This window comes from Peribacillus sp. NPDC097198, assembly GCF_044762055.1.
Lineage (GTDB): Bacteria > Bacillota > Bacilli > Bacillales > DSM-1321 > Peribacillus.
Map to the genome: position 1 here is coordinate 121,260 of NZ_JBIWDO010000002.1, position 12,716 is coordinate 133,975.

13 protein-coding genes are annotated in these 12,716 nt (G+C 40.3%); 12 read left to right on the top strand and 1 reads right to left on the bottom strand.

The window, feature by feature from the left end:
- Positions 1-27: 27 nt before the first annotated feature.
- On the bottom strand, positions 28-1,323 hold the full coding sequence (locus tag ACIQXQ_RS03585; RefSeq protein ID WP_402867561.1) for an MFS transporter: 1,296 nt from the start codon (positions 1,321-1,323) through the stop codon (positions 28-30).
- A 533-nt stretch (positions 1,324-1,856) separates the two neighbouring features.
- Between ACIQXQ_RS03585 and ACIQXQ_RS03590 the strand changes: the two genes are divergently transcribed.
- From ACIQXQ_RS03590 to ACIQXQ_RS03645, 12 genes are all read left to right on the top strand, one after another.
- Complete coding sequence (locus ACIQXQ_RS03590; RefSeq protein ID WP_402955400.1) at positions 1,857-2,330, top strand: flavin reductase family protein; 474 nt, start codon at positions 1,857-1,859, stop codon at positions 2,328-2,330.
- A 14-nt stretch (positions 2,331-2,344) separates the two neighbouring features.
- A complete protein-coding gene (locus ACIQXQ_RS03595) occupies positions 2,345-3,139 on the top strand; it encodes a 2-keto-4-pentenoate hydratase (RefSeq protein WP_402955403.1) in 795 nt (264 codons plus the stop codon).
- Positions 3,136-4,026 (top strand): acetaldehyde dehydrogenase (acetylating), encoded by an 891-nt coding sequence (locus ACIQXQ_RS03600; RefSeq protein ID WP_402867564.1) that lies wholly within the window; start codon positions 3,136-3,138, stop codon positions 4,024-4,026. The genes ACIQXQ_RS03595 and ACIQXQ_RS03600 overlap by 4 nt, the downstream gene beginning before the upstream one ends.
- Positions 4,023-5,015, top strand: coding sequence for a 4-hydroxy-2-oxovalerate aldolase (gene dmpG / locus ACIQXQ_RS03605; protein WP_402955406.1), 993 nt, complete (start codon positions 4,023-4,025; stop codon positions 5,013-5,015). The genes ACIQXQ_RS03600 and dmpG overlap by 4 nt, the downstream gene beginning before the upstream one ends.
- A 21-nt stretch (positions 5,016-5,036) precedes the next feature.
- Complete coding sequence (locus tag ACIQXQ_RS03610) at positions 5,037-5,834, top strand: adenylyltransferase/cytidyltransferase family protein (RefSeq protein ID WP_402955409.1); 798 nt, start codon at positions 5,037-5,039, stop codon at positions 5,832-5,834.
- Positions 5,835-6,249: 415 nt separating this feature from the next.
- The gene (locus ACIQXQ_RS03615) at positions 6,250-6,852 is read left to right on the top strand and encodes a YdhK family protein (protein WP_402867567.1); all 603 of its coding nucleotides are present in this window, start codon (positions 6,250-6,252) and stop codon (positions 6,850-6,852) included.
- Between the two features lie 405 nt (positions 6,853-7,257).
- A complete protein-coding gene (locus tag ACIQXQ_RS03620; RefSeq protein ID WP_402955412.1) occupies positions 7,258-8,409 on the top strand; it encodes an FIST signal transduction protein in 1,152 nt (383 codons plus the stop codon).
- A 374-nt stretch (positions 8,410-8,783) separates the two neighbouring features.
- Positions 8,784-9,401 carry a methyl-accepting chemotaxis protein gene (locus ACIQXQ_RS03625; RefSeq protein ID WP_402956028.1) on the top strand — a complete coding sequence of 206 codons (618 nt, stop codon included), beginning with the start codon at positions 8,784-8,786 and terminating at the stop codon, positions 9,399-9,401.
- A 138-nt stretch (positions 9,402-9,539) separates the two neighbouring features.
- Entirely contained in the window at positions 9,540-9,662 is a 123-nt protein-coding gene (locus tag ACIQXQ_RS03630; protein WP_402867568.1) for a hypothetical protein, read from the top strand.
- A gap of 166 nt (positions 9,663-9,828) precedes the next feature.
- Positions 9,829-10,554 carry a hypothetical protein gene (locus tag ACIQXQ_RS03635; protein WP_402955415.1) on the top strand — a complete coding sequence of 242 codons (726 nt, stop codon included), beginning with the start codon at positions 9,829-9,831 and terminating at the stop codon, positions 10,552-10,554.
- Positions 10,547-11,281, top strand: a complete 735-nt coding sequence (locus ACIQXQ_RS03640) for a hypothetical protein (protein WP_402955418.1) — start codon at positions 10,547-10,549, stop codon at positions 11,279-11,281. Before ACIQXQ_RS03635 ends, ACIQXQ_RS03640 begins: the two co-directional genes overlap by 8 nt.
- Positions 11,282-11,393: 112 nt before the next feature.
- Complete coding sequence (locus ACIQXQ_RS03645) at positions 11,394-12,692, top strand: arsenic transporter (RefSeq protein ID WP_402955421.1); 1,299 nt, start codon at positions 11,394-11,396, stop codon at positions 12,690-12,692.
- Positions 12,693-12,716: the final 24 nt, after the last annotated feature.

Here is a 12,716-nt window from a genome sequence, read left to right on the forward strand (position 1 = left end):
TACATGTGATGAACCCATGGTTGAGTATTATCGCCCTGGGGCGATGTCAAGGTTTATCTGCTCTTCTTCTGTAGCACGACGAGCATCTTCTTTTTCAGTTGCGGTGATTTTCAATTTACGTGTGGCTACTAACACGATGGCCGTAACAACATATAAACTAACGATGACCAACACACCTAAGTTGAAGCCTGACCGCACGTTATCGCCTGCTTGTGTAATCAAGTACCCGGTAATCCATGGCCCGATTACTCCAGCCATACTTGAAATGGATAATGAGACACCCGTTACGCTACCTACTAGATTTTTCGGAATGATCAATGTTTTAATCGCTGTATTTAACGGTAATAAGCAAGTGTTTATGATTAAGCCCATCCCTAGGAACAAACAGGCTAGAACCGGTGAAGCGACAATCGTGGTCATCGCATAAGAAGCAGCGCCGACCAGCAATACTGTAATTAATACACGATCATAAGATTTGATAAGGCTTTTATTTTTCTTGAATAAGTAGTCTGTGAATTTACCTATACAAATTGCGAACACTGTTCCTGAAATGCCCATTGCAGCGAAGATTAAGCCCATACGCTGTGGCTCAAGACCCACGATTTGTGTTAGGTAAGTTGGTGCCCATGTAAGGACCCAAGTTGTAATCCACATGGATACGAAACCTACAACTAAAATCGATAATACATAAGGGTTGATGAATACTTTAAAGATATGTTTGAACGGTACTTCTTTGTTGGACGCTAAACTTTTTACGTCTTCGATGAGGGGTTGCTTTGGCTCGTCTCTCATGAAGAAGAAGAGGATCGCCCATGCAAAGCTTGCTATCCCTAATAATGCGAAAGTGTGCTGCCAACCAAAATTCGTGATGCCTTTAACTAAAAGTGGTGCAGCCAAGTACGTTCCAACTGTTGTACCAGAAGTCATGATAGCTGCAGCGACACCACGTTGTGAGCTAGTGAACCATCGTGCTAAGTGCACGATGCACAGACCGAGCGTACCACCTTCGAAGAAACCTAAGACAACACGCAGTAAAATTAAGTGTGTTAAGGTTTCTACAAAATAAGCGCTTGCTAATGAAATGGTCCATCCAGTAGCAATCATCATTAATAAGTATTTTGTGTTGAAGCGATACGTTAAGGTACCTAAAACGATACTTCCGACAGCGTAAGCAGCGAAGAAACTACTTCCTACTAAACCGAACTGATCATAAGATAGATTCAGTTCAGTCATGATTGGTTCTGCGGCTAATCCTAAAACCGATTTATCCGTATAATTTAAAACAGATAGTAAGAATAGAAAAGCTAATACAACCCAACGCATGAAAATCCCCCTTGTATTACCGTATTTTCCCCATCCACAATTGTTTTTCAAAAAAGTATTGGTGGTCTGATACTTCTGTCTTTTTCTGAAAAGTAGTGATAGCGCTTTCAATTCGGTATTGGAATCATCAAACACCTCCATTATTGTAAGTAAAGGCACACATTTCACCATTATTTTCACTTTTCTCTACAAGAATAATAGTGAATGGTGGGAAAATTCGGAAATTTTTCTTCCATGAACAGAATTCTATTTGAAAAAAAAGAGATTTACAAGCAAAAAAATAAGGATACTAATTTGTGTTTTGAAAGAGAACAAAAATGAAAAAGAAAAATTTCCGATTTACAATGTGGAATTTATAATGGAAGGATATATGATACAGCTGATTTTTTGTAAAAATAATTCACAAAGAATTCAAATATATTTTCATGTGCAATTTTATTGTTTTTATCTGAATTTTCAATAAAAAATACAATGATAATTTTAAATGGACTGATTTATGATTGAATTATTCAGTTACGAATGGAGGAATTAGGATGGATGATCGTTTATTTAGAGATGCAATGGGCAAGTTTGCTACAGGTGTAACCGTTCTATTAACAGAAAACGAAGGTGAAACGCATGGAATGACGGCAAATGGTTTTGTGTCAATATCATTGGATCCTAAACTTGTCTTAATTTCCGTTGGACATAAAGCAAAATTCTTAGAGAGAGTTTCACAATCCAAAAAATATACAGTTAATATTTTAGCGGAGGACCAAGAGCATTATTCACGTCATTTCGCTGGGAGACCTGGTGATGCAGTAGAATTCGAAGCATTGGCTGAACAACCGGTATTAAAAGGGGCCATCGCTCAAATTGCGTGTGAAGTTGTATCCGAATATGTAGAAGGTGACCATACATTATTCATCGGTAAGGTAGTGGATTTACGCCTTGAGGAAAAAAATCCGTTATTGTTCTTCAGTGGTAAATATCATCAGTTGAATGCGGTAGAAACAGTCAATTCATAAAAGGAGAATGGTCTATGAATACACAAAAAATGGCGGAAGCATTGCTTGAAGCGGAACGTACGAAACAGCCCATTGCACCATTAACTGAAACTTATGAAAAGATTACCCCTGCTGATGCCTATGCTGTGCAATTGGCGCAAATTCGTCAAAAGACGGACAACGGGGCGTCTGTAAAAGGGCTGAAAATTGGGTTGACGAGTAAAGCGATGCAAGAAATGTTGAATGTCTATACACCGGATTACGGCTTCATTTTAGATACGATGGTTTACGACGAGGCTGATGGTTTAAGGACTGAGTCCTTCATTCAACCAAAGGTGGAATTTGAAATCGCATTTGTTTTCAATAAAGAGTTAAAAGGACCTGACGTGACGGTGCAGGATGTAATCGATGCCACGGCATATGTTGTGCCAGCAGTGGAAGTGATCGATAGCCGGATTGCGAATTGGGAAATAAAGTTCGAGGATACAGTGGCGGACAATGGCTCTTCGGCAGGTGCCATTTTAGGAGAAAAGCGGACCCTGCTTGAAGAGATTGAAGACATCACGAATATACCAATGACCGTGCATAAAAATGGTGAATTCTTAGATGAAGCAACGAGCGCGGCCGTGTTAGGCAACCCGCTCCAAGCGGTGGTATGGTTAGCAAATGAAGTGAGTACATATGGGATCTCCATCGAGCCTGGCATGTTTGTTTTATCAGGAGCCCTATCAAAAGCCGTGACCTTTGAAACAGGCGATAAATTCGAAGTGGACTTCGGTCAGCTCGGAAAAGTAAGCGTTAACATTTCTAAGGAAGTGGTGAAAAAATGACGAAGCTTAAAGTGGGAATCATCGGGTCAGGAAATATAGGCACCGACTTAATGTACAAAATCGAGCGCAGCCCCGTATTGGAAATGAGTGTGATGGTAGGCATCGACCCGAATTCCGATGGTTTAAAACGTGCAAAGAAGCGCGGATATGAAATAATTTCAAACGGGATTGACGGACTCATGGAACGTGTTGATTTAGTGGATATCGTATATGACGCGACAAGTGCGTATGCACATAAGCATAATAGCGATCGATTAACGGCTGCCAATAAAAAAGTAATTGATTTAACACCAGCTGCAATCGGACCATTTACAGTTCCACCAGTAAATTTAAAAGAGCATATCGATAAACCGAATGTGAATATGGTTACGTGTGGCGGTCAGGCGACAATTCCCATCATTCATGCCATAAATCGGATTGTGTCCGTAGAGTATGCTGAAATTGTCGCAACCATTTCAAGCCTTTCTGCCGGTCCTGGTACACGCGCAAATATCGATGAATTCACAAGTACAACTTCTAAAGCGATCGAAGTGGTAGGAGGTGCGAAAAAAGGGAAAGCCATTATCATTTTGAATCCTGCGGACCCACCAGTTATTATGCGTGATACCATCCATGCTTTGGTCGAAGAAGAAGGTCATGAAGAAGCGATCACCAAGTCGATTCACGACATGGTAGCGGAAGTGCAAGCTTACGTACCAGGTTATACATTAAAAGTGTCGCCGATTTTTGAAGGTAGGAAAGTATCCGTATTTGTCGAAGTGAATGGGGCAGCAGACTATCTACCGGCTTACGCTGGTAACTTGGATATTATGACGGCAGCTGCCGTGCAAGTCGGCAATGAAATGGCACGTCATTTACAAAGAGGGAAGGAGGAGGTCATCTCATGACATTAAATATTTTAGATGTATCGTTACGTGATGGAAGTCACTCTGTCCGCCATATGTTTACAGAGGAACAAGTACGTGCTGCAGCAAAAGGTTTAAATGCGGCGGGTGTTCGCTATTTTGAAGTATCACATGGAGATGGCTTGGGTGGTTCTTCCTTACAATATGGTTTGTCAGCAACCGATGAACTGAAACTGATTGAAGTGGCTGTATCAGAATGTACGACTTCAGAAGTCGCTGTATTATTGATTCCTGGAATCGGTACAAAACATGACTTGGAAAATGCAGCGAACTTAGGGGCGAAAATGGTTCGTGTAGCAACGCACGTAACAGAAGCCGATGTAGCTGCCCAACATATTGAATTAGCACGCAAACTCGACTTGAAAACAGCTGGATTCTTAATGATGAGCCATATGGCGCCCGTTGAAAAAATTGTGGAGCAGGCAAAATTATTTGAAAGTTACGGAGCAGAGATCGTATATGTAACGGATTCGGCTGGTGCCATGTTACCAAAAGATGTAACCGAGCGAATCACAGCGCTAAAACAGACTTTACAATGCGATGTCGGTTTTCATGCCCATAATAATTTATCGATGGCCATGGCTAATACAGTTGCAGCGTTGGAGGCTGGAGCCACTTATATTGATGGAAGCATGCGTGCATTAGGTGCAGGGGCCGGTAATACACAAACAGAAGTGCTGGTAGCTGTTTTAGAAAAACTAGGCTTTGAAACAGGCATCGATTTATATACATTAATGGACACGGCGAATGATGTAATTGCGCCCATCATGCAACAATCACAAGAAATAACTGGCGGTAGCTTAACCTTAGGGTATGCTGGCGTGTACTCAAGCTTCTTATTGCATGCACAAAAGGCCGCAAAGCAATTTGGTGTCGACGAACGGGACCTTTTAATGAAAATCGGCCAAATGAAAGCGGTTGGTGGGCAAGAAGATATAATTTATGAAGTGGCACAAAATCTAGCAAGATAAAAGGAAAAGGAGAGAATCGCAATGAAGGTAATCTATGTGAATGCGAATAATTTACAAGAGATTAAGCAATCCGCTCCCCATGTAGCGATGGCCCTTGGTTATTTTGATGGTGTGCATTTAGGGCATCAAAAAGTTATTCGAACCGCTAAAGAAAAAGCAAAAGCACAAAACTTATCGCTAGCGGTTCTCTCTTTTTTTCCACATCCTAAAAGTGTGCTATTTTCGGATAAAGAAGTTTCCTATCTTGAGCCACTTGAACAAAAGGTTGAGAAACTAGAAAGGCTTGAAGTGGATATTTTTTATATCGTGGAATTCACAAAGGAATTAGCTAAAGTAGAAGCGAACGATTTTTTAGATGATTATATTATTGGGTTGAATGCTAAGGAAATCATTTGCGGTTTCGATTACACATATGGGGCAAAAGCGAGTGGAACTGTTCATACCCTGGCAACTTATGCAGCAATCCAGCAAGTAGGCCTCTCAGTTGTCGAGGAGCTAAAGTGGAATGATCAAAAGATTAGTTCGACTTTGATTCGGAGGTATTTATCAGAACGGAAGCTTAGTGAATTACCGAGGCTATTGGGACGCTTTTATAAAACGAAATATTGTCAGAAGAATGGTCTACTACCGAATTATTCGTTACCGAATGTAGGAAGCTATAAAGTATTGATTGAAGATCAACATTCTATTATTGAGTGTGTTGCAACAGTGAAGTGCAAAAAATATATTCAGATTCATCATGAACTGTCGACACTGCCGAATTTATTAACGATACAATGGGTTGATCAAGTTGATCGACTAGAAACAATACCTAGCTGAATACTCTTTAAACATGTGGCAGAACCATTACTGAAATTGTTCTGCTTATATATTTTTTGAAGGCAGATCCCCTATTTCAAATCTCTCCTCACGGACGACTTTCTTCTATTATATATTAACTGCAAACGCTTGCGAATTTCCCAAATGAACTTACCTTTCAAGAATTCAACAAACTCCCCCATCTCGGAATAGGAGATTGCTAGTAACGAACGATAGGGTTAAGGAATCCATATTAATAGAGTATTGTCATTCATTAAGTCATATAATCCATGTTTATGGTGATTCTAATGGGGTAAAAATATAAGAGAGACAGGATACTTACACATGTAGTAAGGGTGAGCAGAGTACATACATATATTTTAGGCTAGCATTCTGTTTCGACTTATTAAATAATCTATTAGGAGTGACTACAACTATGAAAAGCAAAAAATTAGCAATTGGTTTGGTTTCTTTGGCATCAGCTTTCGCATTATCCGCATGTAATGATGATAATGAAGAGAAAAGCACGGATCAAACACCGAAAACGGAACAAAGTACGGATACAGATACGACTAAAGAGGAAACGAATCATATGGACCATGCTAAAGATACTTCCAATGAGGCAGAGGTTCCTGATGGTTTGAAAGCTGCAGAGAATCCAAAGTATGAAGTGGGAAGTAAAGCAACGATTAAATCAGATCATATGGAAGGCATGGATGGAGCCGAAGCAACAATTGTCGGAGCCTATGATACGACAGCTTATTCCGTTACGTATACACCTACAACAGAAGATAAAAAAGTAGAAAATCATAAATGGGTGATTCATGAAGAAATCGAGGATGCTGGGGAAGTTCCGTTAGAACCAGGTACTGAAGTGACTCTTGATACCGATCATATGGAGGGTATGGAAGGCGCAAAAGGTGTCATTGAGGAAGCCGATACCACTACCGTTTATATGGTTGATTACAAACCTACCGATGGTGGGATTGAAGTGAAAAATCATCAATGGGTAACAGAAAGTGAACTATCATCTAAATAATGATGATGAGCTGTCAAAAGACCTTATCCCTTTACCGATAAGGTCTTTTTGGCGTTGAAATTCATATAGTCATTCATGACCTCTAAAAAACATGTCCTGCTAATGGAGGACATGTTTTTTTATTTTATCTCATTCATGATCAATATTCGCTGCTTTCTGTAGTCATTTCGAAAATTTCGCCTTGTGAAGGGGTAGGATGATTGACTGATTCTGTAGAATACCAGCGAAATTCAGCGGTTTATTTCCCTGTTTTTATAATAGTTAAGGGGATTTTGTCGATATAAGTAGAGGCATCTTTTAGGAGAGTAGAATCTTCTTAAAAGCTCTCTAAAAGACCGAGGACTAGTAAAAGGATGATCCTTGTATTTTCAAAAGATATCAGCATATGTAGGGGGACAAACGTAAATGGTGCAAATAAAATCCGCTTATAGTAGTAAAAAAACTGCATTAGAAGCCTTTCGCGAATTGAAGAGCGGTATACATAGTGAACCAAAATTACTTCTTTTTTTTGCAAGTACCACTCAAAACTTCGAGGAATTAACGGGGCTTTTTCATGAGTCGTTCCCACACTCCGAGATATTGGGATTAACCACTGTTGGTGAAATAGGTCCCAATGGGATTACGGAACATGGGGTTTCGGCCATGAGTTTTAATGGAAGTAATTTCTCGGCAAAAGGTGTGATGATCAAAGATATCATCAAATATCCGATTTTTTATCGCGATCATTTAATTCAAGGGTTAAGTGAGGTTGGGATTGATCGAAATAGTAGGAATATCGAGACGGAAGGCATCGGCCTTGTCTTTCCCAATGGGTTAGTGGGGGCGGAGGAAAAGATGCTTTCCGTTGTGAACTCGGTATTTAAACAAGAAGGGTTTCCACTGTTTGGCGGTACGGCAGGGGATGATGAAAAGTTTCTAGAGACAATGGTTTCTTATAACGGGGAAACTTCGAATACGGCCGGTCTGGTTGCTTTCATTAAAACAGATGATGAGTTTGTCATTCGTAAGGAGAATATCTTTCAGACGACTGGCAAGGAAATGAAGATTACTAAGTCGGATACGGAAAGTCGCACGGTTTATGAAATGAATGGAAAAAGGGCAACGAGTGAATATGCCCGATTATTGGGAGTTCCTGAGAATCAGCTCTCCAAACATTTTATGTCCAATCCTTTAGGTCGTGCGGTCAACGAGGAAATCTATATAGCATCTCCTTTCCAAACACAGCCGGACGGATCCATACAGTTCTACTGCCAAATATTCCAGGACTCGGTTGTAGAGATATTGGAGCCGAAAAATCCAGTGGAAACGCTGAAAAGTACAGTGGCTGATTTCAAAGAAGAGTTTTCTCAATTGGATGGCGTACTGGGCATCAATTGCATATTACGAAAACTACAATTTAAAAGTCAAGGAATCGTCGCCACGTTAAATAAGGAATTAGAGAAACTTCCTCATTTGGGTGGGTTTTGCAGTTACGGGGAGCAACTAAATAACATGCAATTAAATCAGACCCTTATATTACTGGGGTTCGGGAAACGCAAACGAGGAGATAGAAAATGAGTATTCTAGATTTGCTTCGTAAGGGCAACGTCGAGAAAGTGACGAAGAAAGAAATCATCGAGCTTGCGACCACGATGGATAAACAAGACTTCGATCAAGTTGTAAAGGGATTAGACGACTTGGTCGGACTGTTACGGGATACCAGTAGCGACAATTCCAAGCAGGATAGCCAGTTGAATCATTTCGTCCATGATTTGAAATCTAGTATCGAAGTTCAGAATCTGGCCTTGGGAGAGACGGTTTCTAATATTCGTCATGTAGTAGGCAGTACGGAAAACATCGAGACGATTACGGATGAAGTATCTATACAAACAAAAGAAAGTATGGAAATGGTCTTGGCTGGTAGTGATAATATCGATAACTTGGTCAACCAAATGACGAATGTTAATGCGATGTTCCAACAATTCGAAGAAACCATCATGAGTTTACAAGAAGAAATCAAAGAGATTTCAAGCTTTGTCGTGGTGATTGAATCGATCGCCGATCAAACGAATCTTCTCGCCTTGAATGCTTCGATTGAGGCAGCTAGAGCCGGGGAGCACGGACGAGGTTTTGCTTTAGTGGCACAGGAAGTAAGGAAATTGGCAGATAAAAGCAAAGCCTCCCTGACTGAAATCAATCTGAAGGTAAATAGTATCGTGAAGAATGTGGATACTTTTTCAAGTAGTGTTTCAGAGAAAACGAAAGAAATTGAAGCGGTTATCCTGACCACTGAAAATACGAAAAAGTACTTTAATGATATTTCCAGCAATGAGAAGAAATTATCCGAGAAAATGAACGAAATCAAAAAGGCCACGGGTAGTACCCTTCATGAAATGATCGGTTTCTCAGAGGGACTGGATGACGTGCTGAATGGTTTTATCGACAATAACGATAAAATCAAGGCACTCCATGCTTTATCACAGGAAAAGTTCATTTTTTCTACAGAAGCTTTTTCCTATATTACACAAATGAAAGACTTGGTTCATTCTTTGAAGCAGGGGAAGCTGTAGACCCTGCAACTAATTTTGAAAGATAGAGGAAAACTGCCATTCCAAGGGCAGTTTTTTTATTTTAGTTTATACAAATTATTTTGCCTTGAGGAAACATTTTGTCGGAATTGCATAGATTATAAAAAGGAGAGGATTCATATGAATTTTACGAACCGTACCCAAAAGAAAATCATTGGATATTCCACCTTGTTCAAGAAGTTGGGAATCATCAATGATAAGGAATATAAAAATATAATGAATACTGTTCAATCGAAGGATTAAGCTGTGGATACCTATAACCGCGGTTTTCAATAAAAGGTAAGACCCCATCTTTATTACTAAGTAAGGTGGGGGAGGCTGCGGTTACAAAAGAGATGGGATATGGTAGAGTGATTATATTACATTTAATAGGTAAACATCCGTTAAGTGGTGGGAGGATGAGTTGAAAATGAAGCAGAACGTGTTTGTACATATGCCCTCTTTTATTCTATTAGTCTTCAGTTATTTACTTATTGCCCTACTATTCTTTGTTGTTTACAAAAAACAACAGAATCCGCCAAAGGTATGGAAAGGGCTTCTAGTTATGCTCATTGGGATTTTTTCTTTCAGTATTCATTTTAATTTATCAAGTGAAGTGACAAAGATACCAATATTGCCATTAGGGGTCGTCTTTTTATATTGGTTTTTGAGAAGAAAGGACAATACAGAGCGTTGGCCGCGGTACCGTCGTTATGCTTGGCTAGGGTTTTGCGTGAATTTCATCTTTTTTGCTTCTTCATTCTTAAACTCGCCGCTTGAACATTTAATGTTCCCAAAAGATCAACCCTCGACCTATATGCAGGACGTTGAAAAAGCTTCCCTGATTATCACTCACCCAGCTGGCAAGGATGTCACATTGAATAATGAAGTGTTGCAAGTACAGGTGGACAAGATGAAACAAAATCAAATCAAAAGTGAATCTTGGTATTATAAAATTAATGAAAAGAACGGGTATAAAGAACGGTTCCCTTATCTTTTGATAGGAACGGTTCCTGAAAAGGGCAGCGGACTTAAAACAGTCATTTATGTAGAAGATGATGGAAAGGGTTTCCTCATTACACCGAATAATGGAGGCCAGGTTTACTTCCGGTCTGAAGAATCTGTGTTGATCGGAGGTGCTGAAAGAAATGAATAAAAAAACGAAAACCATCATTTTAGTGATGGTGATTGTCCTTATAGTGGGAGTCCTTTTGATCATTCGAGCTCCAAGAGAACCTGAAGCATTTCTTACAGATAAACAAGTGATTAAACGAATCAATTCTTTTTTTCCTGAATCAGAGCCTAAAATCATTCAAGACGTTCTTTATTTAGATGAAACCCATGTTTTTGTCCCTTTCATCAATGAAAGCAAAGAATACGGGATGAGTTTCTGGGTATGGAAGGACAAAAAGTGGAGAACGGCTTCCGTAGATAATGGGGGTGAGCCAAAGGCCTGGAATGGAGAAGGAGATTCATTTTTTATGTGGAATCTAAATCCAAAGGACGAAGTGTCTGAAATTAAGGCGTTTATGAAAAAAGATAGGAATTTCAGTGTATCAGGGGATGAGGCGACCTATGAACCCGGTTTAGAAATGATGCACAGCATTACGGTTGAGGATAAATCATATGGAGTGGAAAAATATCCGGATAGCTGGCGGACTCTTATGGATCAGTATGCAGAAGTACAGAAAGAATCCAGTTTTGATGGGTTCTTTGAGTATGGACAAACATTTAAAATAGGGAATAGATTCTATGACAAGGATGGCAAGGTAGTTTTTCCTACAGTGCCTACCGATGGAATCGGGTATTCAACAGGGAATGATTATGTGGATGTGCCTTATCTAATGGATTTGGTAGATGAAGAATTGGAAGGCTCATATTAACAGGGGGCTACCAAGAAATTGGTGGCCTTTGTACGTTGTGAAAAAACTAGTATTCTTATATAGTTAAAGGACGAAAGTTTTATAGAAGGAGTGGCTTAGAGGTGCTGGCATCATGAGTTCGACGTTTTTAGCTCTACTTATTTTTATGATTACATTAGTGTTGGTCATCTGGCAGCCAAAGGGTCTGGGAATTGGCTGGAGTGCCTGCGGAGGGGCGATCATCGCTCTTTTGTTTGGTGTTGTTTCATTCCAGGATGTAAGTGATGTGACGCAGATTGTTTGGAATGCGACATTGACGTTCGTGGCCCTGATTATCATTTCGTTAATTTTAGATGAAATTGGATTTTTTGAATGGGCTGCGCTTCACATGGCCCGTTATGCAGATGGTAAAGGCTTCCGTCTCTTCATTTTGGTGATGATTCTAGGAGCCATCGTTTCGGCGCTTTTTGCAAACGATGGGGCGGCATTGATCTTGACGCCGATTGTGCTAGCGATGGTGCGAGCATTGAAGTTCGACGATAAGATGGTGCTCCCATTCATCATGGCGAGCGGATTCATTGCCGATACGACTTCCCTGCCATTCGTCATCAGTAATCTGGTGAATATCGTGTCTGCGGACTTTTTCGGGATCGGTTTTGGTGAATATGCCAGCCGGATGATCGTTCCGACTTTATTCAGTTTAGGAGCTAGCATTCTCGTATTGTATTTGTTTTTCAAAAAGGATCTACCTGTAACCTATGATTCCTCTCATTTGAAGCGTCCTGCAGAAGCGGTAAAGGATCCACGTATGTTCAAGATTTCCTGGTTCGTCCTGGCTATTCTTCTAGTCGGCTATTTTTCAAGTGAGTTTGTAGGTGTACCCGTTTCGTTTGTGGCTGGTGTAATCGCCATTGTCCTTTTGATTTTGGCAAGAAGAAGTCCAGCCGTGAAAATCCGTACCGTCCTAAACGGTGCCCCATGGAATATCGTATTCTTCTCGATTGGGATGTATGTGGTCGTATATGGACTGCGAAATGTAGGACTGACTAGTTTGTTAGCTGACGTCATTAAGGCAACGGCCAATCAAGGTTTGTTTTCGGCGACGATTATCATGGGATTCATTGCGGCTATTCTATCTTCATTCATGAATAATCTGCCAACGGTCATGATTAATGCCTTGGCCATTGCAGAAGTTCAAACAACGGCGCCTATTAAGGATGCTCTGATTTATGCCAACGTCATCGGTTCCGATTTAGGACCAAAGATCACGCCAATCGGCTCTTTGGCCACACTTTTGTGGCTCCATGTATTAAAGCTAAAAGGTGTCCGGATCACATGGGGATATTATTTTAAAGTAGGAATCATCCTGACTGTTCCAACACTATTCATCACTCTGTTTGGACTATATATCTGGCTATTGATCCTTCATTAACGAGACTGCCGGTTTTCTGGCAGT

Excerpts from the sequence above, each read along its gene's own strand:
- ACIQXQ_RS03585 (WP_402867561.1), bottom strand. The coding sequence starts at position 1,323 with ATGCGTTGGGTTGTATTAGCTTTTCTATTCTTACTATCTGTTTTAAAT.
- ACIQXQ_RS03590 (WP_402955400.1), top strand. The coding sequence starts at position 1,857 with ATGGATGATCGTTTATTTAGAGATGCAATGGGCAAGTTTGCTACAGGT.
- ACIQXQ_RS03595 (WP_402955403.1), top strand. The coding sequence starts at position 2,345 with ATGAATACACAAAAAATGGCGGAAGCATTGCTTGAAGCGGAACGTACG.
- ACIQXQ_RS03600 (WP_402867564.1), top strand. The coding sequence starts at position 3,136 with ATGACGAAGCTTAAAGTGGGAATCATCGGGTCAGGAAATATAGGCACC.
- dmpG (WP_402955406.1), top strand. The coding sequence starts at position 4,023 with ATGACATTAAATATTTTAGATGTATCGTTACGTGATGGAAGTCACTCT.
- ACIQXQ_RS03610 (WP_402955409.1), top strand. The coding sequence starts at position 5,037 with ATGAAGGTAATCTATGTGAATGCGAATAATTTACAAGAGATTAAGCAA.
- ACIQXQ_RS03615 (WP_402867567.1), top strand. The coding sequence starts at position 6,250 with ATGAAAAGCAAAAAATTAGCAATTGGTTTGGTTTCTTTGGCATCAGCT.
- ACIQXQ_RS03620 (WP_402955412.1), top strand. The coding sequence starts at position 7,258 with ATGGTGCAAATAAAATCCGCTTATAGTAGTAAAAAAACTGCATTAGAA.
- ACIQXQ_RS03625 (WP_402956028.1), top strand. The coding sequence starts at position 8,784 with ATGACGAATGTTAATGCGATGTTCCAACAATTCGAAGAAACCATCATG.
- ACIQXQ_RS03630 (WP_402867568.1), top strand. The coding sequence starts at position 9,540 with ATGAATTTTACGAACCGTACCCAAAAGAAAATCATTGGATATTCCACC.
- ACIQXQ_RS03635 (WP_402955415.1), top strand. The coding sequence starts at position 9,829 with ATGAAGCAGAACGTGTTTGTACATATGCCCTCTTTTATTCTATTAGTC.
- ACIQXQ_RS03640 (WP_402955418.1), top strand. The coding sequence starts at position 10,547 with ATGAATAAAAAAACGAAAACCATCATTTTAGTGATGGTGATTGTCCTT.
- ACIQXQ_RS03645 (WP_402955421.1), top strand. The coding sequence starts at position 11,394 with ATGAGTTCGACGTTTTTAGCTCTACTTATTTTTATGATTACATTAGTG.